This window comes from Pseudomonas sp. Tun-23181 (genome assembly GCF_057415455.1).
Window position 1 is genome coordinate 3,919,246 of the sequence record NZ_CM171630.1, and the last position, 21,113, is coordinate 3,940,358.

Annotated in this window: 20 protein-coding genes; 15 read left to right on the forward strand and 5 right to left on the reverse strand. The window is 56.2% G+C overall.

What is annotated here, in order from left to right; all coding sequences use genetic code 11:
• Positions 1-278 precede the first annotated feature (278 nt).
• From ACDI39_RS18640 to ACDI39_RS18680, 9 genes are all read left to right on the forward strand, one after another.
• Complete coding sequence (locus tag ACDI39_RS18640) at positions 279-1,064, forward strand: SDR family NAD(P)-dependent oxidoreductase (RefSeq protein WP_021783599.1); 786 nt, start codon at positions 279-281, stop codon at positions 1,062-1,064.
• 59 nt (positions 1,065-1,123) lie between these two features.
• The gene (locus ACDI39_RS18645) at positions 1,124-1,684 is read left to right on the forward strand and encodes a TetR/AcrR family transcriptional regulator (RefSeq protein ID WP_021783600.1); all 561 of its coding nucleotides are present in this window, start codon (positions 1,124-1,126) and stop codon (positions 1,682-1,684) included.
• 95 nt (positions 1,685-1,779) lie between these two features.
• Positions 1,780-2,112, forward strand: a complete 333-nt coding sequence (locus tag ACDI39_RS18650) for a carboxymuconolactone decarboxylase family protein (protein WP_009681453.1) — start codon at positions 1,780-1,782, stop codon at positions 2,110-2,112.
• A 45-nt stretch (positions 2,113-2,157) separates the two neighbouring features.
• A complete protein-coding gene (locus ACDI39_RS18655) occupies positions 2,158-2,829 on the forward strand; it encodes a DsbA family oxidoreductase (protein WP_021783601.1) in 672 nt (223 codons plus the stop codon).
• 67 nt (positions 2,830-2,896) lie between these two features.
• Complete coding sequence (locus tag ACDI39_RS18660; protein ID WP_021783602.1) at positions 2,897-3,463, forward strand: OsmC family protein; 567 nt, start codon at positions 2,897-2,899, stop codon at positions 3,461-3,463.
• A gap of 28 nt (positions 3,464-3,491) precedes the next feature.
• Complete coding sequence (locus ACDI39_RS18665; RefSeq protein ID WP_082044636.1) at positions 3,492-4,589, forward strand: alkene reductase; 1,098 nt, start codon at positions 3,492-3,494, stop codon at positions 4,587-4,589.
• 48 nt (positions 4,590-4,637) lie between these two features.
• The gene (locus tag ACDI39_RS18670; protein ID WP_009681449.1) at positions 4,638-4,853 is read left to right on the forward strand and encodes a tautomerase family protein; all 216 of its coding nucleotides are present in this window, start codon (positions 4,638-4,640) and stop codon (positions 4,851-4,853) included.
• 252 nt (positions 4,854-5,105) lie between these two features.
• Positions 5,106-5,945, forward strand: coding sequence for a class II aldolase/adducin family protein (locus tag ACDI39_RS18675; protein ID WP_009681448.1), 840 nt, complete (start codon positions 5,106-5,108; stop codon positions 5,943-5,945).
• 72 nt (positions 5,946-6,017) lie between these two features.
• Positions 6,018-7,331: an MFS transporter gene (locus tag ACDI39_RS18680; RefSeq protein WP_021783604.1), complete on the forward strand. Its 1,314-nt coding sequence runs from the start codon at positions 6,018-6,020 to the stop codon at positions 7,329-7,331.
• A 28-nt stretch (positions 7,332-7,359) separates the two neighbouring features.
• On the opposite strand, the gene ACDI39_RS18685 is transcribed toward ACDI39_RS18680, so the two are convergent.
• Entirely contained in the window at positions 7,360-8,247 is an 888-nt protein-coding gene (locus ACDI39_RS18685; RefSeq protein ID WP_170033495.1) for a LysR substrate-binding domain-containing protein, read from the reverse strand.
• Positions 8,248-8,488: 241 nt separating this feature from the next.
• Positions 8,489-9,793: an IS1380-like element ISPa33 family transposase gene (locus tag ACDI39_RS18690; protein WP_010793081.1), complete on the reverse strand. Its 1,305-nt coding sequence runs from the start codon at positions 9,791-9,793 to the stop codon at positions 8,489-8,491.
• A 122-nt stretch (positions 9,794-9,915) separates the two neighbouring features.
• Here ACDI39_RS18690 and ACDI39_RS18695 point away from each other — a divergent pair, with 122 nt between their 5' ends.
• Positions 9,916-10,869 (forward strand): AEC family transporter, encoded by a 954-nt coding sequence (locus ACDI39_RS18695; RefSeq protein ID WP_021783606.1) that lies wholly within the window; start codon positions 9,916-9,918, stop codon positions 10,867-10,869.
• Between the two features lie 43 nt (positions 10,870-10,912).
• On the opposite strand, the gene ACDI39_RS18700 is transcribed toward ACDI39_RS18695, so the two are convergent.
• Positions 10,913-11,806, reverse strand: a complete 894-nt coding sequence (locus ACDI39_RS18700) for a LysR substrate-binding domain-containing protein (protein ID WP_021783607.1) — start codon at positions 11,804-11,806, stop codon at positions 10,913-10,915.
• Between the two features lie 117 nt (positions 11,807-11,923).
• Between ACDI39_RS18700 and ACDI39_RS18705 the strand changes: the two genes are divergently transcribed.
• Both ACDI39_RS18705 and ACDI39_RS18710 read left to right on the forward strand, forming a co-directional pair.
• Entirely contained in the window at positions 11,924-12,763 is an 840-nt protein-coding gene (locus ACDI39_RS18705; RefSeq protein WP_247846689.1) for a class II aldolase/adducin family protein, read from the forward strand.
• 86 nt (positions 12,764-12,849) lie between these two features.
• Positions 12,850-14,157 (forward strand): MFS transporter, encoded by a 1,308-nt coding sequence (locus ACDI39_RS18710; RefSeq protein WP_031322394.1) that lies wholly within the window; start codon positions 12,850-12,852, stop codon positions 14,155-14,157.
• Between the two features lie 48 nt (positions 14,158-14,205).
• On the opposite strand, the gene ACDI39_RS18715 is transcribed toward ACDI39_RS18710, so the two are convergent.
• Positions 14,206-16,215, reverse strand: coding sequence for an AAA family ATPase (locus ACDI39_RS18715; RefSeq protein WP_021783611.1), 2,010 nt, complete (start codon positions 16,213-16,215; stop codon positions 14,206-14,208).
• 328 nt (positions 16,216-16,543) lie between these two features.
• Positions 16,544-17,209, reverse strand: a complete 666-nt coding sequence (locus ACDI39_RS18720; protein ID WP_031322396.1) for a GntR family transcriptional regulator — start codon at positions 17,207-17,209, stop codon at positions 16,544-16,546.
• Between the two features lie 173 nt (positions 17,210-17,382).
• On the opposite strand from ACDI39_RS18720, the gene ilvC reads away from it, so the two are divergent.
• The 3 genes from ilvC (at position 17,383) to ACDI39_RS18735 (ending at position 21,106) form a co-directional block, all read left to right on the forward strand.
• Positions 17,383-18,399, forward strand: coding sequence for a ketol-acid reductoisomerase (gene ilvC / locus ACDI39_RS18725; protein WP_009681438.1), 1,017 nt, complete (start codon positions 17,383-17,385; stop codon positions 18,397-18,399).
• Positions 18,400-18,508: 109 nt separating this feature from the next.
• Positions 18,509-20,059 carry a Rieske 2Fe-2S domain-containing protein gene (locus tag ACDI39_RS18730; protein WP_009681437.1) on the forward strand — a complete coding sequence of 517 codons (1,551 nt, stop codon included), beginning with the start codon at positions 18,509-18,511 and terminating at the stop codon, positions 20,057-20,059.
• A gap of 54 nt (positions 20,060-20,113) precedes the next feature.
• Positions 20,114-21,106 (forward strand): PDR/VanB family oxidoreductase, encoded by a 993-nt coding sequence (locus ACDI39_RS18735; RefSeq protein ID WP_046784302.1) that lies wholly within the window; start codon positions 20,114-20,116, stop codon positions 21,104-21,106.
• Positions 21,107-21,113 lie beyond the last annotated feature (7 nt).

The following is a 21,113-nucleotide window of genomic DNA, read 5'->3' on the forward strand; positions in this document are numbered from 1 at the left end:
GCTACACCATTAAAAAAACCGCCTGTTGGCGGTTTTTTTGTTTCCGTCTCGACCTGGCTTGGGCAATCCAAGAACGATCAAATGAAGGGTGTCTTCGTGCTGGTCATTAGCTGGTCTAGCTTCCTTTAGTTGTACCGGTTTCTGATCCGCCCGGGTTAGCGCCCCCTCGCGGCGTCATCCACTCCCTCTGACCGATCACGACAGGCGGTAGCTTGACACCCAAATCACGCAGGCCTAATCTACCTACCAGTAGATAGACAAGCGAGGAGGTACTACTCATGCAGTTCAAAGGTCGTAAGCTTCTGGTTGTAGGTGGTACGAGCGGCATCGGTCTTGAAACCGCACGTATGGTGGCGGAACAAGGCGGCTCAGTCGTGATCGTGGGTAACCGTGCCGAAAAGGCCGAAGCGGCCCGTAAAGAGCTGGCAGCTCTGGTAGGTGAGAATAAGGTCATTGCTTATTCGGCTGACCTCACCGACTTCGCTAGCGTGAAGGGATTGATCGAGAAACTGGCTGCCGAGCACAAGGACATTGATCTGATGGTCAACTCCGCCGGCATCTATTATCCAAAGGCCTTCGTTGAGCACTCGTTGGAGGACTACGACAACTTCCTCAACCTCAATCGCGCCATTTTCTTCCTGACCCGTCACGTAGCTGCAGAATTGGTCGCGCAGAAAAAGCATGGCTCGATCGTAAACGTAACTGCTGCTGCTGCCCGCCAGGCCGTTGAAGGTGTACCCGCATCAGCTTACTCAATGGCCAAGATCGGCCTGGACACGCTCACTCGCCACGCAGGTGCAGAGTTGGCAGAGCATGGTATCCGCGTGAATTCGGTAAGCCCTGGCATTGTGGAAACCAAGATTTTCGAACGCTTCATTCCTGGTGATCAGCTGGATGGTGCCCTGAAGGACTTCAACAATTTCCACCCGCTGGGCCGCAACGGCACTCCGCGTGATGTCGCTGAATCGATCGTCTTCCTGCTGTCGGACAAGGCGTCGTGGGTAACTGGCGCGGTGTGGGATGTTGACGGCGGGGTCATGGCCGGTCGTAAGCAAGGCAAGTAACATACTGGTAGTGGCCGGAATCGCTCTTTTCTGGTCGAGCGATTGTGGCAGGAGAATTTATGACACTGGCAACACGGGACGCATTGATTCAAACCGCTGAAGGGCTGATGCGTACCAAGGGGTATGCGGCATTCAGCTATGCAGATCTTGCCGATGCGGTAGGTATTCGAAAGGCGAGCATTCACTACCACTTCCCGACGAAGGAAGACCTTGGGATTGCGATCGTTGAAGAATATGTATCTCGGGTGGAGGCTGAGTTCGAACGTATCGAAATCAATCACCCAAGTGCACTGGACAGACTTCATGCGTTTTTCGTGTTGTTCCATGCCAGTACTGAAGGTGGGCTTCTACCACTGTGTGGTGCGCTGGCCGCTGAAATGGCTGCGTTGCCCGAGGGGCTGCAGCGACAAACGCGCAGGTTTTTCGATGTGCAGCTGTCCTGGTTGACCGGAGTCATGGAGCAAGGAATCGCCTCAGGAGAAATCACCCGAGGTAGGGGCTCCAGAGAGAAGGCTTATTTGCTGTTGAGCATCCTTGAAGGTTCCAGCTTCATTAACTGGGCCACCAACGAAGATGACCATGTGAACAAGGCAGTAATTTGGATGATCGCAGAGTACTGATCTCTGCAAGAGCACAGGGTCGAAGCGCTGTCCGTGTCGGCCCATTTTTTGGCTAATCTTACCTATCAACTAGTAGGGTGGTAATCATGTCTAGCATGCCTAATTGGGAACAAACCATCACCGACGTCAGTGCCCGCCTGAAAGAGTTCGGCGCACATTCGCCTGACACCCTGCGGGGCGTGGCAATGCTCGGTAACGCCGGCAACAAAACCAATCACCTGGACGCGAAGACTCGCGAGCTGATCGCGCTGGCGGTGGCAGTAACGACTCGCTGTGACGGCTGCATCGCGTTCCATGCAGCGGAAGCCAAGAAGCTTGGCATCACGACCGAGGAAGTCGCTGAGGCACTTGGAGTAGCAGTGAACCTGAATGCCGGCGCGGCGGTTGTTTACAGCACCCACGTGCTGGATGCCATGGATCGTAGCTGATAGCCCAGGCCGTTCTTTGTGACAGCAAAGGTGCAGAGGAAAGTTATGAAAAAGATCACGGTTGAAGTCTATTCCGACTTTGTCTGTCCCTGGTGCTGGATAGCAAAGAAGCGATTGGAGCAGGCAATCGGCGCTCTTCCGAGCGACGTAGAGGTTGAAGTTGTACCCAGGGCCTACCGCTTGGCCAAAGGCATGCAGCCCATCGCATTCGAGAAGGCACTGGTGCTGAAGACAGGTAGCCGGGCTCGTGCACAGGTCTTCATGGAAGCTATTCAGGAAGTCGCCTCTCTTGAGGGCTTGGACTACCGCTTCGATGTGATGCGTTTCGGGGACACCAGTGCGGCGCATCAGTACGTGAAAGCCATTTCGAGTCCGACGCTACAGGCGAAATATGTAGAGCGACTCTACGCAGCTGGAACTACAGAGGGGCGCGACATTTTCGATGAGCGAACACTTAGAGATCTTGCAGCTGAAGTTGGTGCTGCTGACCTCTTTGGATTCGATTCTTCGGAAGCAGCGATTCTCAGCGATGAAGCAACCGTTAAGGGCCTTGGCACCGGCATCCCATTGTTCGTTGTCAATGGCAACCGCTATCTCTCAGGGGCCCAAGAGATTGAGGTGTTCTCCAAGGTGCTGAAATCAGCTGTTGAGGATCTTTCGAACGATGGAGAGAGCGTGAGTGGAGCAAGTTGCTCGATTTCTGGTTGCGAGAGCTGACCAGGCCATCGCCTTCACCTGTTTTTTATTTCTGATTTTTTATCCACGATTTTGAGAGGAACTGAAAATGGACAAGCATCTCAACGGTATCGATGTCGCTGCTCTGCAAGCCTTTGCACAGGGCGTCGCTGAAGATCCAGCCAAGCGTCACGCACGCTTCAAAATCAACACCAAGTGGGAACATCAGACCCGCACCGTGGCGACCATTGACCGCTTCCACCTGAGCGGCACCGACTACCCACGAAACGTCCAGATCGCGGCTGATGAGCCGCTGGAGCTGCTGGGTACCAACTCTGCCCCCAACCCGCAGGAGCTACTCATCTCTGGCCTGAACGCCTGCCTCTCAGTTGGCTATGTGGTGAACGCGTCGGCCATGGGCATCACTATCCACAGTCTGGAAATCGAAACCAGTGGCGAGCTGGATCTGCGTGGCTTCCTGGGCCTGGACGAAAGCGTCAACCCAGGCTTTGACGAGATGAGCTACGTGGTGCGCATCCACACCGATGCACCTGCAGAAAAAGTGGAAGAGCTGCATCGCATCGTCACCAAGACTTCCGTGAACCTCGCCAACTTCTCGAAGGCCATCCGCATGGTGCCCAAGCTGGAAGTTATCGCTGGTCAACCAACCGCCTGATTCACGAAGTTGTTTGCAGAGGTAGATCATGAAAAAGCTGTTTACTCCTTACGACCTGGAAGGCCTCAAACTCGCCAACCGCGTTGTGATGGCCCCAATGACCCGCACCCGGACGGAAGACAATGTGCCGTCCGAGCTGACCGCTCTGTACTACGCGCAGCGGGCCTCGGCGGGCCTAATTATCACTGAAGGCCTGCCGATCTCCGACGAGGGGCGCGGTTACCTGTACACCCCCGGCATTTACACCGACGAGCAGACCCGCGCTTGGCGCGAGGTAACTGATGCCGTTCATGCTAAAGGCGGCAAGATCTTCGCCCAGCTGTGGCATGTAGGCCGGATGTCTCACGAATCGCTGCAGCCTGGCAACGCAGCGCCTGTTTCGGCAAGTGCCGAGCCTGCTGTGGGCACTACGGTTTACGCCTGGACTGCACCCGGTGTGGCTGGCCCGGTCGCACCGAGTGTCCCGCGTGCTTTAACTGTGGATGAGATCCACCGCGTGACCGAAGACTTCGTTGCCGCCGCACTGCGAGCGGTGGATGCGGGCTTCGATGGTGTGGAGCTCATGGCGGCTAACGCTTTCCTGTTCGACCAGTTCCTGAGCAGCCAAATCAACACGCGTACCGATGAGTACGGCGGCTCGATTCAAAACCGACAGCGCTTCTTGCTGGAAACGGTCGACGCGATTGCTGATGCCATTGGCAGCTTCCGTGTCGGTGTTCGTATCTCGCCGTTTGGGCGCCTGTATGACCTTCGCCCGTACCCGGAAGAGGAAGCAACCTGGAACAGTGTTGCTGCCGAATTGAACGAGCGCGAATTGGCCTTCGTCCATCTGAACTACCAGCCAACACTGGACGCGGTTCCATTCCCGGATGGTTTCTACAAGCAGTTCCGCTCGCTCTATAAGGGCACGGTCATTGGCGCAGGTGGCTTCACCGCTGAGCTGGCAGAAGCGGAGCTGCAGAACGGCAATCACGATCTGATCGCCTTCGGCACCTCCTACATCGCCAACCCCGATCTGGTGGAGCGGATGCAAAACGGCTGGCCTCTGGCCCCCAGCGATCATTCCACGTTCTACGGTGTGATCGGGGCAAAAGGCTACACGGACTACGCGCCTTACCAGGCTTGATCAGGCGTGTTGATCATCGGAATACCCAATAACTGAAGGAGTGCGGTTATGCCATTGGTAACTGTGAAAGGCATCGAAGGTGTTTTCTCTGCGGAGCAGAAGGCAGAGATCATCAGCAAGATCACCGACGCCATGGTCTCGGTTGAAGGCGAGAAAATGCGTGGTGTGACCTGGGTCATCTTCGAAGAGGTGAAGAGCGGTGACTGGGGCATCGGTGGTGAGCTCATTACCACTGACAAAGTCAGAGCTATGCAAAACGCCTGACAACCTTCCAATGCTGCATCGCAGCATCAGTGCAATGTGCCCTGGCGTTTACTCGCTCCAGGGCATTTTGCGTTTCAAGGGCTGAATTACAATCAGGCCCTCGAGAGCTTTCGTAGTGCCGGCTTCATGCCGTAGATGCCAAACAGCGAAGACTGAATTTTATTGAGCCTTGCTTGAAAACGGATCGTTTGTCACCCCCACGCCAGATCGAGACCATGACGTCACCCCAAACAATATCCAGAGGTGGTAATCGTGGAATCGGTACTCAAACTTGACCCAACCGCAGGCGGTAAGAAGCGCATTTCGATTTATCAGCCTGAACAGGAAGGGCTCATCTTCCCCGAGATCCCTGAGTTCAAGAACTTCGAAGAAGAGCGTCAGTACCGCAAGAAGCACCTGGTGGCTGCGTGCCGCGCATTCGCCGAGCACAGCCTCGATTACGGCTTTGCTGGTCACCTGACTGTCCGTGATCCAGAGTTTCCTGAGCTGTACTGGACGAACCCGATGGCCGTTCACTTCTCACAGGTCAAGATGTCCAACCTGATCCTGGCCGACCACAAGGGCAAAGTGGTTCAGGGTGACTACGCCATCAACCGTGCCGGTTTCGTGTTGCACGCTGCCGTCCACGAAGCGCACCCGGACATCGTTGCGATGTGCCACGCTCACACCATCTACGGTGGCGCATGGGCCTCCACCGGGCGTCCGCTGCTGCCGATCACCCAAGATGCTGCCGTGTTTTTTGAAGACCACGTCGTCATCACTGCAGAAGCCGGCGCCGTTGCGGTGGAGACCAAGGCTGGTAACGCCGTCTGCGATTACTTCAAAGACGTGCGCGCTGCTATTCACCAAAACCACGGCCTGCTGACCGCGAGCCGCCACAGCATCGACGAAGCCGCATTCTGGTTCATCGCTCTGGAACGCTGCTGCCAGCAGCAGTTGCTGATCGAGGCCTCTGGCATCACACCAAAACTGGTGTCGCCAGAACGTTGCCGCTACAGCCGTGAGAACGTGGGCAGCCCCTTCATTGGCTGGCTGCACTTCCAGGCGCTGTACGACAAGATCGCGGCTGAGCAGCCTGACATGTTCTCGTAACGCCCTCTGGCGCTGTCCGTCCGGGCGGCGCCTCTTCCTTACCGCACAATAACAATGACTGGAGATAGGCAGATGCCTAATGCTCTTGATGCTGCCTGCGTCCCCGATTCGCGTTCCATTCCGGACGAGTCAAAGCTGTACGCGCGCTTAACCCTTCGACTGATCCCCTTTCTCTTTCTGTGCTACGTGTTCGCTTACCTGGATCGGGTGAACGTCGGCTTTGCCAAGTTGCAGATGCTCGACGAACTCAAGTTCAGCGAGACCGTGTACGGTCTTGGGGCCGGGATCTTTTTCTTCGGTTACTTCATCTTTGAGGTGCCGAGCAACATGATGCTGCACAAGATCGGCGCTCGTCGGTGGATCGCCCGCATCATGGTCAGCTGGGGTGTACTGTCAGCCTGTATGGTGTTCGTACAAACGCCCGCCATGTTCTACATGCTGAGATTCCTGCTGGGGGTTGCTGAGGCCGGATTCTTCCCCGGTATCATCCTTTACCTGACCTACTGGTTCCCGTCTTCCCGGCGCGGGAAAATTACTGCGATGTTCCTCACTGGCATCCCCATGGCGGGTGTCCTGGGCGGGCCACTCTCGGGGTGGATCATGTCGACCACCCACGGGTGGCATGGCTATTCAGCCTGGCAGTGGCTGTTCGCCCTTGAAGCAATACCTTCGATCATCGCCGGCTTCGTCGTCCTCTTCTACCTGCGGGACAATCCGGACGATGCCAAGTGGCTCACTACAGAAGAGAAGGCCGTTTTAAAGCGTAATCTTCAGGGAGAAGACCAGTCGCACCATGGACACTCTGCTTTCAGCGCCTTCACCAATCCCAAGGTGTGGCTGCTGAGTGCAGGCTACTTCGGCGTGATGATGGGCTTGAACGGAATCACCTTCTGGCTTCCGTCGCTGATCAAAAACTCGGGAGTTCAGAATGCGGCGGAAGTCTCACTGCTAACCACTATCCCGTATGCCCTGGCGACGATTGCCATGGTCATGACCGGGCGTCATTCGGACAATGTACTAGAGCGTCGCTGGCATGCGGCGGTGCCTGCGGTGATCGGCGCCTTGGGGTTGGTGCTCGCCACCACAACAGCGCAAAACCCCATGTTGACGGTGGCATTTCTCTCGGTGGGTGCCATGGGCGTGATGACTGCTATGAGCCAGTTCTGGTGCTATCCGCCTGCATTCCTAGGCGGTGTAGCGGCGGCGGCAGGAATCGCGATGATCAACTCCATTGGCAACCTGGCGGGGTTCATCAGCCCCTACTTGATCGGCTGGGTGAAAGACACCACTGGTTCTACCAGCATCGCGCTCTACTGCATCGCGGCTGCGCTGGTGTGTGCTGCGGTGGTCTGCCTGGCGATGCCCAAATCGGTGGTGAATCGCTAGCAAACAAATGTCGATACCCGCCGAGCGATCATGGCGGATCGAGGCGGGTGCCGACCGATTGAATGAAGGCGGAGAGGCATGGGTTGGAGTTCTCCATGTTCCAGACCATCCCCAAGGTGATCTCGGGTGCGTTGGTAATTGGAATGAACAGAACCGAGTCTGGATTCGATTTCGACATGGACGTTGGAATGATCGAGACGCCGAGACCTTCACCAACCAGATTGACTATCGTCCCTTGCAGCTGGGTGTACATCCGCACGCGAGGTTCGAATCCACTGTCTCGACATAGTTTGAAGATTGTGTCGTGCAGGGCGGAGGCGGTGTCGCGAGGGCTCAAGATGAAGGGCTCATCAATGAGGTCTTGGACTGTTACCGACTTTTTGCGTGCCAGCGGATGATCTCCCGGCACCGCGATACTCAGGGACTCACGCTGCAATTCCCGATATTGATACGGTGGCTGAACCGTGGCTTTGAAGGTCAGGCCAATATCGCACTCTCCGGTCTCGACAGCTTTCATCAAGGCGCCAGGTATCAGCTCGCTCAGTTCAAGGTTCACACCGGGAGCGTTTACAGCGTAGGACTTGATCATCTTGGGTAGGCCAGACCAGGCGATCATGGACGTAAATGCGATACGCAACTCCCCCTTCTCGCCCCGAGCGACAGCTTGAGTGGAGCGAATCGCCGAGTCCATAGCCTGTATGACTAGTTGCGCGCTTCGTTGAAACTCGGAACCTGCTGCGGTGAGCTCCACCGACCGGGAGGTGCGAGCGAACAGCCGGCAGCCTAGCTGAGATTCAAGATCAGCAATCTGCCGACTCAGCGAGGGCTGCGCTACGTTTACCTGCGCTGATGCTTTGCCGTAGTGCAGGTGGTCGGCCAAGGCAAGAAAGTAGCGTAAGTGGCGATGTTCGATCATTGATGCTCCAGAGGTATCGATCTGATACTTCATAGTCATTGGACTGCATTGGTCGGCGATTTTAATCTATGCAGGCCTAACCCGGATTTCTCATGAGGCCGGCAGGCGTGGCCGGTGAAGCCTCGGCGTATCAACAACCTGCCTTCCACCGCTAAAAATTGATCGTTTTTTATTCAATTCCCGCGTATGGGGCGCACTGCCCCCTTTCCCCCATTGAGCCGGGCCGGGGGCGCCCGCCTGTTCAGGTCGGCTTGAGGCGGGCAACCAGCCCCGCAAAGAGTTCCTGATGCGGATAGGCCTCGCTGATCAGCACGCGGATGCGCCGGCTGTTGCGAATGATCACCGCACCGATCTTGAGCAGTTTCAAGCGCAGGTTATGGATGCTCATGCGCGCCAATGCGGTGCCCTGGAGATGATCGCGTAGCCGTTCGAACAGCACATAGGCAAAGGCCGACAGCATCAGCCGCCACTGGTTGGTCCACCAGCGTGGGCTGGAGGTGCGGTCGGCGAACAGATCCAACTGTTGGTCCTTGATCCGATTCTCCATGTCGCCACGGCCGCAGTAGTCTTCGTAGTACTGCTGGGCAGCATCCTCGGCAAAGCGGGACACGACGATGAAGCGTGGATTGGCACCCTGCTCGCCATGTTCCAGGCGCGACACGACCAGGCGGCGCCTACGCCAACTACCGGCCTGATAGAGGAAGCGATACACGCCGGACATCTTCTGCCCGGTTTCTTGGTAGGCCTCGGCGACCGCTTGCATGGCCGGCGCCGCCATCCGCTGCAGGCGGGTGTTGCGGGCCAGACCCACCACATAATCCACCTGCTTGCGGTCACACCAGTCGAGCATGCGATGTCGGCAAAAACCGCCGTCACCGCGGAACACGATGCGGGTCTCTGGCCAGAAGCGGCGAATGAACTTGACCAGCAGTGCCAGGATGGCCCAACTGTGTCGGGCGCCATCGATGTTGCTCGGGCGCAAATAGCTCACCAGCAGATGGCGACCACAGAACACATAGAGCGGCAGGAAGCAGTAATGGTCGTAATAGCCATGGAAGAAGCGCCCTTCCTGATCTCCATGCACCGGCACATCGGTCGCATCGAAGTCGAGCACGATCTCAGCCGGCGCCTGGTCATGCTGGGCGATGAAGTGCTCCCACAGCAGGCGATGGGCTTGCACCACCGTTTCGCGATCGGCTTGCTGTTCCAGGCGCCCCAGAGTGGATTTGCCGGCCAGCGGTTGCAGGCGGTTGACCGCAGTCTGCAGCGCGTAGTCATGGCGCAGGCCGTCATGATCGTTGAGATCCTCGTAGCCGGCGGCCAGTGCATAGATACGCTGGGCGAGCAGTGTCTGCAGTCCATGCTGGACACGCCCAGGATCACGCCGATCGGGAACGATTTTGGCCAGGCGGCGGGTCAAGCCATGTTGCCGGTCGACCTCGCGCAGCAGCAACAAGCCCGCATCCGAGGTGATGTGACCACCGGTGAAAGAGGCCTCGACGAGGCGGCGAGAGAGGGGTGAAAAGTGGAGTTTTTCTGGTAGCATTTTGTGCGCGGCTGAAGACTTATGGGGCTTTGTTTGGCGACAAGAATCATAAGGCTTTCAGCCGTTTTTGTTTATGCGGTCATGAGAAATCCGGGCTAAAATCCCCTCCAAACGTGGAAGTCATGTACACCGTCCTTGCAATCGTTTTGCCGATCTTTGCCCTCATCCTCGCAGGCTTCATCTGCCGCAAGACCAACCGACTCGGAGACCAGGCCGCCTCCGAGATCAACAAGATGGTGGTATGGCTCTGCCTACCCGCGCTGCTGTTCAAGGTGACCGCGACCGCGTCGTGGGCTGAAATCTGGCAGCCTGGCTTCATCATTTCCTTCGGAGCCGGCACGCTGGCCATTTTTGTCGCTACTTTGATTTGGCGGTTGAGTACCGGCCACAGCCTTGCCACTTCAAGCATCGACGGCTTGAGCGCTGGCTATGCGAACACTGGCTACATCGGCATTCCGCTGTGTGCGATTGTCTTCGGCCATCCAGGTCTTCAACCGGCGCTCATTTCGACGATCATCGTTGTGTGCCTGCTCTTCGCCATTGCGGTGATCTGCATCGAAATCGGCTTGCAGGAAGAGCGGCATCTCGGCAGAGCAGTAGGGGTCGTAGTGAAGGCGCTGTCCAAAAACCCTCTGGTGATTGCGCCCATCGCTGGGGCTGTATGGGCAATGACAGGTATTCCGCTGGCTCACCCAGTCATGAGCTTCCTCGACATGCTCGCTACGGCTACCACGCCTTGTGCTCTCGTTTCGCTTGGCCTGTTCTTGGGCCAGAAAACGGTCAAGTCGACTGGAGGGAAGAGCAACCCTTGGCCGCTGGTCACCATCAAGCTCGTGGGACAGCCGCTACTGACCTGGTTCCTGGCGTTCAAAGTCTTCGCTCTGCAGTCGATGTGGGCCAATTCCGCGCTGTTGCTCAGCGCCTTGCCCACCGGTACTGGGCCCTTCATGCTGGCTGAATTCTATCGTCGGGAGGCAGGGCTTATCTCCCGCACCATCCTGATCTCCACCCTGGGTTCCCTGGCTACCCTAACCGGGCTGATGATCTGGATGAATACGGGTATTGCAGGGGCCTAGGGTTAGCCGTTGTTGCTGACAGTGGAGCGGTGAAGGGCGAGCATCAAGCTTCATGGATCTGGTTCATGATCCATTCCTTGAACCGCTCAATTTTGCGGCTCCCTTTCATCGAGCCACGGTAGCAGAGGAAATGCATCTCCCGCTGCAAGGGAGGCTGATGTCCATTCAGTACGACCAGAGAGCCTTGGCGCAACTCTGTCTCTGCCAGACGGGTGGACTCCAGGGCAATACCCAGCCCATCCGCTGCGGCGGAGAGGACGAGCGCGGCACGGTCGAACGACAAACCGCCCAAGTCTGCGCGTTCGGCAATCCCTTCATGGCGGAACCAGTCGCTCCAGCGCACTGGGCTCAGTTGGGAGTCGATAAGTGAGCCAGGCTTAAGCAGGTGCGGTTCGAGCGTCTGGGAAGCGTCGAAGAACTGCTTCGAGCTCATGGGGGCGATAGTCTCCAACCCCAGAGGTTCGGCAATCACGCCCACCCGCTGGATCGGCGCCCCGTAGGTGATCGCAATGTCGATCTCCTCGTGTCGGGTGAGCTCAGGCGGCGTGGCGCTGGAAGTGAGGCGGATATGAAGCGGATTGGGTTCACTGACGAGGCGAGCGAGGCGTGGTGAAAGCCATTTGGAAGCAAAGCTTGGCGAGCAATGAACGGCCAGGTGCAGTTGCTCGGCGCTCGGCATCCACATAGAAAGTGCAGACTCCAGGCCGTCGAGCGCGACGGTCAAGCGCTGGGCAAGCGCCCGCCCCTGGATCGTCAACTCCACCGAGCGAGGCTGACGTTTGAACAGCTCCATGCCCAGAGTGGCCTCCAGCTTTCTGACCTGGTGGCTAACTGCCGAGGCGGATAGATGGAGCTCATCGGCGGCGGCAACGAAGCTTTCCAGGCGCGCAGCAGCTTCAAATGCTTTGATTGCGGCGAAGTTAGGAATCTTTCTCATTATTATTAGGTTAGGCTAAATTTAATTCAACCTTGGGTGAAAAGCCTTCGTTTGTCAATCCATACGCCTAAAGTCAACTATGGGTCTCCAAAAACAATAAAAGATGAGGTTGGCACTATGGATCCCTTGCTGCGGATTGAACCAGCATCTAACGGAAAGCGCCGCATTTCGGTTTATCAACCTGAACAGCAGGGTCTGATCTTTCCGGAAATTCCTGACTTTAAAAGTTACGAAGAAGAGCGGCAGTATCGTAAGAAACATCTCGTTGCAGCCTGCCGTGCATTCGCGAAACACAGTCTCGATTACGGTTTCGCTGGTCACCTGACAGTACGCGACCCGGAATTCCCGGAGCTGTACTGGACGAACCCGATGGCCGTCCACTTCTCCCAGGTCAAGCTGTCCAATCTGATCCTCGCGGATCACGAGGGTAAAGTGGTACAGGGCACCTACGCGATCAACCGGGCCGGCTTCGTTCTGCACGCCGCCGTTCACGAAGCGCATCCCGACATCGTCGCCATGTGCCATGCCCATACGATCTATGGTGGGGCGTGGGCCGCAACCGGGCGACCACTCCCGCCTATCACCCAGGATGCGGCAGTTTTCTTTGAAGACCACGTCGTCATCACTGCAGAGGCCGGCGCCGTTGCAGTCGAGGCCAAGGCCGGCAAGTCGGTCAGCGAATACTTCAAGGATGTGCGTGCGGCCATTCACCAGAACCACGGCCTGCTCACCGCCAGCCGGCATAGCATCGACGAAGCCGCATTCTGGTTCATTGCGCTGGAGCGGTGCTGCCAGCAGCAACTGCTGATCGAAGCCAGCGGCATCACGCCGAAGCTGGTATCGCCTGCGCGCTGCCGTTACAGCCGTGAAAACGTGGGCAGCCCTTTCATTGGCTGGCTCCATTTCCAACCCATCTACGACCAACTCGTGGCAGAACAGCCGGACATGTTCTCCTGACCCTCTCTGCAGCAGCGCCGAACCTGGAAAGGCGCTGCTGCACGATTCGACGCCTACAACTACAAAATCATTCGGAGATTGGCATCATGTCTAATACTCTAGAGGCACCCTATGCCGTCCAGGATTCAGCAGCTGAGTCCCAATTGTATACCCGTGTGGCCTTGCGACTTATTCCGTTTCTCTTTATCTGCTATGTGTTTGCCTACCTTGATCGAGTGAATATTGGCTTCGCTAAACTTCAAATGTTAGATGAGTTGAAGTTCAGTGAAACAATTTATGGTCTGGGTGCCGGGATATTCTTTCTTGGTTATTTCATCTTTGAAGTTCCGAGCAACATCATTCTGCACCGGGTAGGTGCGAGACGCTGGATCGCCCGGATCATGATCAGCTGGGGCATCCTTTCGGCCAGCATGATCTTCGTTCAAACGCCGACGCAGTTTTACGTGTTGCGCTTCCTGCTCGGGCTAGCAGAAGCTGGCTTCTTCCCCGGCATCATTTTGTACCTGACCTACTGGTTCCCGCCTTCCCGCAGGGGCAAGATCACCGCAATGTTCATGACCGGCATACCGATGGCAGGCGTCATTGGCGGCCCTCTGTCTGGATGGATCATGGCTTCCACGCATGGTTGGATGGGCCACTCCGCCTGGCAATGGCTGTTCTTCCTGGAGGCGCTGCCATCGATCATTGCAGGTGTCGTCGTGCTGTTCTATCTGCAGGACAAGATCGACGATGCCAAGTGGCTGTCTGCGAGCGAGAAAGAAACGCTGAAGCGTAACTTGGAGAAAGAGGGTGGGACGAAGGAAGTTCACTCGGTGTTCGGCGCATTCCGCAACAAGCGAGTATGGGTACTGAGCTCAGGCTACTTCGGCTTCATGATGGGGCTGTACGGTGTCAGCTTCTGGCTGCCATCGCTGATCAAAAGCTCGGGCATCCAGGAAGCCTCCACGGTGTCGCTGCTCACCACCATCCCTTATGCGTTCGCTACCGCAGCGATGATCTTCACCGGTCGTAGCGCTGACCGCAGCAAGGAGCGTCGTTGGCATGCCGCCGTGCCGGCAGTGCTCGGTGCGACAGGACTGGTGCTCAGCACCCTGACGTCGGGCAACCCTACGGTTTCGCTTGTCTTCCTGTCGTTGGCTACCATGGGAATCATGACCGGACTTTGCCAGTTCTGGTGCCTGCCTCCCGCATTTTTGGGTGGGGCTGCGGCTGCGGCGGGTATCGCCATGATCAACTCGGTCGGTAACCTAGCAGGCTTCATCAGCCCCTACATGATTGGTTGGGTGAAAGATGTCACCTCATCCACTGACCTGGCGCTGTACTGCATCGCAGGCTCGTTGATCTTCGCGGCGTTCATCTGCCTCATCATGCCGAAGTCCATCGTCAATCGATAACTACTTGCCAAGGGCACCCGGTCGACGGGCGCCCTTCGTTTGCCGTGGTTATTTGAGCGCAGCGTTGATAGCGTTTATGAGGTTTGTACAGCCTTCGATCTCATGTGGTGCCAGATCAGATACAGAGTGGTCGCGCGACCATTTGAGGAAGGCTTTTGCCAGCTTGTATTTGGAAAAGTCCTTGCCGATTGTTCTCTGGAAAACGTCAATGATGGGTTTGTCGGAGGCTTTAGCCAAGGCACTGTCGATGTCCCAATTGAGATCGGTTTTAGCGACCGCTGCCAATGTCTCTCGCAATAAGTCCTCGATCTCTGCATGTTCGATCTTGGGTACTGTGTAGTCTGACGTTCGGAGAATTCTTTTACTGCCAAGGCGATGCACCAACGTTTCCTGACGGGCAGCCTGATCCCCCGCATTGTCCGAATCGAGCAGCGCCGCCACCTTAAGGTTATGTGAGGTTAGGATGGTTGCGAAGTATACAATCTTGCTCGCGGTATTAGCTGGCACTAGCGAAATTTTGTCGTGCAGAGCCGCTTTTCCTCCCTCCTTGAGCAGATTGGCAATCGCTTCGACGTACCAGTAATCTGTGAGCCCTTCAAGAATTAGGTTCCTTTGGCTAGCAAAAAGACTTTGAGCTAAGTCATAACCTAGCGCTTCTTGGAGCGGCAGCAAGGCTGCAGGGTCGCTGGAGGAAACAGTTGTGTGAACCTGGGTACCTACAGTTCTATCTGTCAGCTCTACCACTCTTACTAAGTCTAGTTCGTCCGGGCCAACCAGGAACGGGGAGTGAGTTGAGTATATCGTCTGGTTTTCATCGGCGAGCAACGAAATGGTTTTTCTAAATTCTCTCTGTTTCAGCGCATGAAGGCTCACCCCAGGCTCGTCCAGGAGTAGGACGGTGTTCTTGTGTTTACCCTTCGCTTCCGCAAAGAATACGATGAAGAACGAGACCAGCCATTGGAAGCCCTCGGAACGTTGGTCGAGCTCCACCTCTACTCCGATATTGTCCTCTACTACAACCTTCAGGTACTGGCCATCTGCACTCAACTTAAGTCTACTGGCCTCGGCTTTTGTGTCATCAGGATTCCACACCTTAACGATTTGCTGGGTCAGTTCTACGCTCGCGGCATTCAGTTCATACCCCCGCTGATCAAGTTTTGCCCGGTAATTTTCAAGGTCAGTAGTGGTATGGCTGGGGTCAGATGCTTTGCCGAGGTCAGAGAGCTCTTGGGCTGTGAATCCAAGTAGCTTTAGCAAGCAGACATTACCGTAGTCATAGGCTTCGTCATCTAGGTTATTGGTTTCCAACCGTTTAGCTAGGTTTCCCAGGTGGATGATCGGTTTAACGCGGAAGTAGTTGCTGTAAAGCACAAAAACTGGGCGGTTTTTGTGGAGGTGTAAGCGGAATTTGTTGATCTCTACATCATCATCCAAGGCGGTGACGATGCTTTCCCAACGGGCAACCTCTTTTTCGTTCTCCTCATCTACGTAGGGTAGCATTTCGTCAAGCCACGGCTTCAAGATCTCAGCCACAGACCATAAGTATCTGAACTGAGACACGTTATTGATCAATTTGTTGAGTGCTTCTGTTCGGGCCTTAGACGAGCCCTCTGCAATATCCCGATCCAGATGAGCAGCGAGTCGGAGCAGGTCATTCTTGATGTCTTTCAAATAGGGGGTGGCGACTCCAATTAAACTGTGCCGCCAGCTATTGTCCAAATACCTTGTGAAAGTGTAGCTGAGTGGCTGTCCTTTGATTTTTTCGGGGGCGTGATCTAGCTCGGCCTTTTCCAGTACAAAGGTCGCTTTTACTACTTCGATATCTTCGGCGCTTAGCTCGCCTCGACTGATCTGTGTGTAGTTTGCTCTTGGATAGTCGCGAAGTGGATTAAATCCTTTAACACCCTCTGGTGCGTTGATTTGCTGGATCGCTTGTAGAATTGCAGTTTTACCTGCTTCGTTTGGGCCAACCAAAATCGTTTTTAACCGTTCGATCTCAAATTCGCCGGTATCGATAATACTTCGATAATTCTGAACTCGTACCTTACTCAAACGCATGGTCAATCCCTTTGCAACTCATGGATTTAGGTTGCCATAGACGATAGCCCAGTGCCATTAAAGATGGAAGGCCAAGATCATCAGTTTTAGGGACTCATTTTGTAAATAAGCAGGCGTTGGATTCCCCATTGATGGGAGACCATTCCACAACGGATCCGGTGTGTGGGCACAGCTTATGCAGACGGAGCGATTGCTATCGAGTAAAGCAGGTAGGAATGGCTGAAGCCGACAAGGGCCGAGTATTGAGCTACCGCTCAGTAACCGAACCCCTATAGACACCTCAGTAGAAAACCTACTTTGGTGCCCGAGAGCTCGGGCACCTTTGCAGTCATGTCATTAGTAGATGGCTGAGGCGCTCAAGCAGGTTTTTTCTAGCATGGGTTGTGTGCACGTCGGTTAGTTCGCCTGCGGCTACCACATCTCCGGCAGCAATTGCTTTCGCTATCGCTTCATGCTCGTTCCAGATCGCCTCACGCTGCTCTGATGACTGCAGCACAGCCCCCATTGCGCGGCGCAAGTGTACCCAGTAGACCTGGGCGCTTTGAGCTATCAGCGGATTGCCAGAGGCTTCGTAAATTGCCGTATGAAATGCCATGTCAGCATCAATCATTGCCTTGATATCTTTGCCCTGTGAGGCTTTGCGGCCTCTTTTGATCAACGCAGGATCCATCTGGAATTTCTGCTCTGCGGCCATTTTTGCCGCGAGGTTATCCAGGGCTCCTCGAATCAGGTAGAGGTTACGAATCGAGTCCGTCGTCAACGGGGTCACCAGCAGGCCTCGCCCCGGCGCATCCTGAACAAGGCCATCCTTCTTGAGCAACCTCAGCGCCTGCAGCACAGGTGACCGGGAGATGTTCATCTGCTCGGCGATTTCTTCCTGCGTCAGGCGTGCGCCGGGTGCCAGCGAGCCGTCGCTGATGGCATCGAGCAGAGCCTTGTAAACCTCATCCACGTAGTCCGTGCGCGACTGGATACGCTTGAGCGTGCTTGTCATTGATTGACCTCGCCGAAGATCGGCTTCCCCCACTGAAAGCTGCATTGTCCACTTTCTCCCGTGTCATTCAAATTTTCCTTGACTCCCGTTCAGTGTAGGTCAAGACTGTGAACTCTGTATACAGAGTACAGAACACGAAACCCCGAACACAAAAACAAGAAGGTCTGACTGACATGAAGCTGTTCTACGATAAAGATGCTGATTTGAGCCTGCTGCAGGGGCTCTGCGTGGCGATCATCGGCTATGGCGCTCAGGGGCATGCTCACGCCCAGAACCTCCGTGACAGTGGCATTGATGTCATCGTCGGTTTGCGTCAGGGTTCGGCGTCGTCGAAGAAGGCGCTGAATGCCGGTCTCGCGGTGAGCACTGTTGCTGAGGCCGTTGCCCAGGCAGACCTGGTCATGATGCTGATTCCTGATGAGCTGATCGCGGATGTCTACCGCAGCGACGTCGAGCCGCATCTGCGCCGCAACGCCACCCTGGCCTTCGCCCACGGTTTCAACATTCACTACGGTCAGGTAAAGCCTCGCGCCGACCTTGATGTGATCATGATCGCGCCTAAAGCGCCCGGTCACACCGTGCGTTCGACTTATCAAGCAGGCCATGGTGTCCCGGCACTGATCGCCGTGGAGCAGAACACCTCCGGCCATGCAGTCGAACTGGCCCTGGCCTACGCCTCTGCCATTGGTTGCGGCAAGGCCGGCATCATCGAAACCAACTTCCGCGAGGAGACCGAGACTGACCTCTTTGGTGAGCAAGCCGTGCTCTGCGGTGGCACCGTCGAGTTGATCAAGCTCGGTTTCGAAACATTGGTGGAAGGCGGCTATTCGCCTGAGCTCGCCTACTTCGAATGCCTGCACGAACTCAAGCTGATCGTCGACCTGATCTATGAAGGCGGCATCGGCAACATGAACTACAGCATCTCCAACAACGCCGAATTCGGCGAGTACGTCAGCGGGCCGAGGATCGTGCCGGCTGAGACCAAGGACAGAATGCGTGAGCTGCTCACCAGTATTCAAAATGGCGAATACGCCAAGGACTTCATCCTGGAAAACAAGGCAGGCAATCCCACGCTCACTGCCCGGCGTAGCCTGCTGCAACGTCACCAGATCGAAGTGGTCGGTGAGCGCCTGCGCGGCATGATGCCGTGGATCCAGGCAGGCGCTCTGGTCGACAAATCCATCAACTGATACCCCAAGGAACACAAACAGTACCCGTAGCAACATTGCGTTCGAACAATATGTATACAGAGTACGAATACCGTATCCCGTATCTAACAATAAGCCTGAGGCAATGAAAATGACTGAGAAATTTGATAAGCATGATGATCAACGTGGTGCAGGCGGCAACGGCGCTGCCGTTCCCAAGAAGCTGATCGCTTACGGTGGCTACTACACCAACAACACTCCGAACCATGACCCAGAGCTGACCGAAACCGGCCCCGGCACGCCAGCTGGCGAGTACCTACGTCGCTTCTGGCACCCGGTCTGCATGTCGTTGGAGCTCACCGATACGCCTCGCTTCCTGAAGATCATGGGCGAAGAGTTGGTGGCATTTCGCGACGGTAGCGGCCAAGTAGGTGTGCTGCATGCCCACTGCTGCCACCGTGGTGCTTCGCTGGAGTACGGTGCCATTCAGGAGAAGGGCATCAAGTGCTGCTATCACGGTATGGTCTTCGATGTGGATGGTGCCTGCCTCCATGTCCCGTTCCCTGCCGGCGAGGAAAAGGAAGGCGAGAAATATGCCTGCTCTATCCGCCAGGGTGCCTATAAGGCGTTCGAGCGTCACGGGTTGGTGTTCGCCTACATGGGCCCGCCTGATGAAGAGCCACCGTTCCCAGAATGGGAGCAGAATTTCACTGTGATGGAAGGCGACGAGCTGGTTCCATACAGCAACTTCCAGCACTGCAACTGGCTGCAGGTGCAGGACAACGCGGCTGACAACTTCCACCCCACGGCCCTGCACTCTGCGAAAAACGTTGTGGGCGGTCAGTTCCAGGGCACCACTTTCGACGAAGTCGGCGCCGCCTCGATGGAAGTCGCTCCGGACATGCAGTTCATCCCGGTTCACCAGGGTCGTAGTCTGGCCTGTGCGGGCGCTCGTCGCGTGAACGACGACCGCATGTTCCTGCGTATTCAGCATCAGGTATTGCCGAACCTCAGCCTGCATGCCTACACGTCGGAAGACGGTTCGGCGAAGAAGCTGTTCAGCCGCTTCCACATCGTCCGCTGGACTGTTCCTGTGGATGACGAAAACTCCAAGATGATTGGATGGCGCGTCATGGGCCCAGGCATCGACACCCGTGGCGTCGGTGACAAGAGCATGGTCGGCTACGAGACCATCGACTTCTTGGAAGGCCAAGTGGCCATGCGTCGTCCAGAGCGCTTCGGCAAATACAAGCTCGAAGACATTCCACCGATTCCGTCCAACCACCGTGAACGTCACAACTACAAGGAAGCTCAGTACGCTCCAGGGGACTACGAGGCCATCATCAGCCAACGTCCAATTGCGGTGCACTCGCTGGAGAACCCGACCAAGTTCGACGCCGGCCTGTATGCGTTCCGCAAAATGCTGCGCGATGGCATCCGTGGCACCAACCCGCAAGCTGCGGCAGCTGGTTTCGCCCAGTGGTTGCGTGACATGGGCGGTGAGCCGAACAGCTACTGCACCGGCAACGTGTTCAACATGCCCAGAGCCGCGACTCCGGAACAAGAGGTTATCAATCGCCGCAAGCTCGCAAGGGAGGCAGTGGCCATCCTCACCGAAGCTGACAAGCTCAAGGGCAAGGAGCGTGCGGATTTCGTCACGGCACGGTTCGAGCAGTTGGAACAGAGCTTCAAAGAACAATAAGAAGAAAGCGCGGGCCCTGGGCTACCTAGGGCTCCCGTGCCTTGGTGAGAGGTGATGACGATGACATCTTTAGCAAATCCCAACCCAGCGTTGCTGGAACTGTTGATCCGTCGCGTTACCCGCGAAGCCCAGGGGATCAACTCATACGAGCTCGTTGATCCGAATGGTGGTGCGCTTCCACCATTTACAGCCGGCTCACACATCGACATCCATCTGCCCAATGGAATGGTCAGACAATATTCGCTGAGCAATTCGCCCGCCGAGCCTCATCGGTACGTGATCGGTGTACTGCGTGATGAGCGAGGGACTGGCGGCTCCATCGCGGTTCATCAGCTGCATGTCGGCGAAACCGTGAGGGTCAGTGTGCCGCGTAACAACTTCATGCTGAGCAAGGAAGCTCGCAAGTCCATCCTCTTGGCCGGTGGCATCGGCGTCACGCCCATGAAATCGATGATGCATGCACTGGAGTCGGCGAAGCAGGAGTATGAGCTCCACTACTGTTGCAAAGGCCCCGAGTTCGCTGCGTTTTCAGAGGAGATGGAAGAGCTGATCGGGGAAGGAAAGGTCGTCCTTCATTTCGATGGCGGGGATCCCTCCAAGAGCTTCGACCTACAGTCATTCCTGAAAGACGCCCCCGAAGGTTGCCACGTGTATTACTGCGGGCCTGCAGGCTTCATGAACGCGTGCAAGGAAGCCGCTGCTCATTGGCCTGCTGGCACAGTTCACTTTGAGCACTTCAAGGCACCCGTGAAAGCACCTGAGCCGGCAAGCGCGGAGCAGAGCAATGGTTCGTTCGTCGCACGCATAGCCAGCAATGGCGAAGAGATCGTCGTCCAGGCCCACGAGAATCTCGCGCAGGTGCTTCAGGATGCGGGTTACCCAGTCGAGACTTCATGCCAGTCGGGGCTGTGTGGCACCTGCAAGATTCGTTATCTGGAAGGAGAAGTCGACCATCAGGACTACATCCTCGACGACTCCGAAAAAGGTAGCTGCCTGACCGCGTGCGTTTCGCGTGCGAAGTCCAAGCTTCTCGTGCTTGACCTGTAGGCCTGGT

Coding starts and splice junctions, on each gene's coding strand:
- ACDI39_RS18705 (WP_247846689.1), top strand. CDS start 11,924: ATGGATCCCTTGCTGCGGATTGAACCAGCATCTAACGGAAAGCGCCGC.
- ACDI39_RS18660 (WP_021783602.1), top strand. CDS start 2,897: ATGGACAAGCATCTCAACGGTATCGATGTCGCTGCTCTGCAAGCCTTT.
- ACDI39_RS18640 (WP_021783599.1), top strand. CDS start 279: ATGCAGTTCAAAGGTCGTAAGCTTCTGGTTGTAGGTGGTACGAGCGGC.
- ACDI39_RS18655 (WP_021783601.1), top strand. CDS start 2,158: ATGAAAAAGATCACGGTTGAAGTCTATTCCGACTTTGTCTGTCCCTGG.
- ACDI39_RS18710 (WP_031322394.1), top strand. CDS start 12,850: ATGTCTAATACTCTAGAGGCACCCTATGCCGTCCAGGATTCAGCAGCT.
- ACDI39_RS18695 (WP_021783606.1), top strand. CDS start 9,916: ATGTACACCGTCCTTGCAATCGTTTTGCCGATCTTTGCCCTCATCCTC.
- ilvC (WP_009681438.1), top strand. CDS start 17,383: ATGAAGCTGTTCTACGATAAAGATGCTGATTTGAGCCTGCTGCAGGGG.
- ACDI39_RS18715 (WP_021783611.1), bottom strand. CDS start 16,215: ATGCGTTTGAGTAAGGTACGAGTTCAGAATTATCGAAGTATTATCGAT.
- ACDI39_RS18730 (WP_009681437.1), top strand. CDS start 18,509: ATGACTGAGAAATTTGATAAGCATGATGATCAACGTGGTGCAGGCGGC.
- ACDI39_RS18665 (WP_082044636.1), top strand. CDS start 3,492: ATGAAAAAGCTGTTTACTCCTTACGACCTGGAAGGCCTCAAACTCGCC.
- ACDI39_RS18650 (WP_009681453.1), top strand. CDS start 1,780: ATGCCTAATTGGGAACAAACCATCACCGACGTCAGTGCCCGCCTGAAA.
- ACDI39_RS18680 (WP_021783604.1), top strand. CDS start 6,018: ATGCCTAATGCTCTTGATGCTGCCTGCGTCCCCGATTCGCGTTCCATT.
- ACDI39_RS18735 (WP_046784302.1), top strand. CDS start 20,114: ATGACGATGACATCTTTAGCAAATCCCAACCCAGCGTTGCTGGAACTG.
- ACDI39_RS18685 (WP_170033495.1), bottom strand. CDS start 8,247: ATGATCGAACATCGCCACTTACGCTACTTTCTTGCCTTGGCCGACCAC.
- ACDI39_RS18690 (WP_010793081.1), bottom strand. CDS start 9,793: ATGCTACCAGAAAAACTCCACTTTTCACCCCTCTCTCGCCGCCTCGTC.
- ACDI39_RS18645 (WP_021783600.1), top strand. CDS start 1,124: ATGACACTGGCAACACGGGACGCATTGATTCAAACCGCTGAAGGGCTG.
- ACDI39_RS18700 (WP_021783607.1), bottom strand. CDS start 11,806: ATGAGAAAGATTCCTAACTTCGCCGCAATCAAAGCATTTGAAGCTGCT.
- ACDI39_RS18720 (WP_031322396.1), bottom strand. CDS start 17,209: ATGACAAGCACGCTCAAGCGTATCCAGTCGCGCACGGACTACGTGGAT.
- ACDI39_RS18670 (WP_009681449.1), top strand. CDS start 4,638: ATGCCATTGGTAACTGTGAAAGGCATCGAAGGTGTTTTCTCTGCGGAG.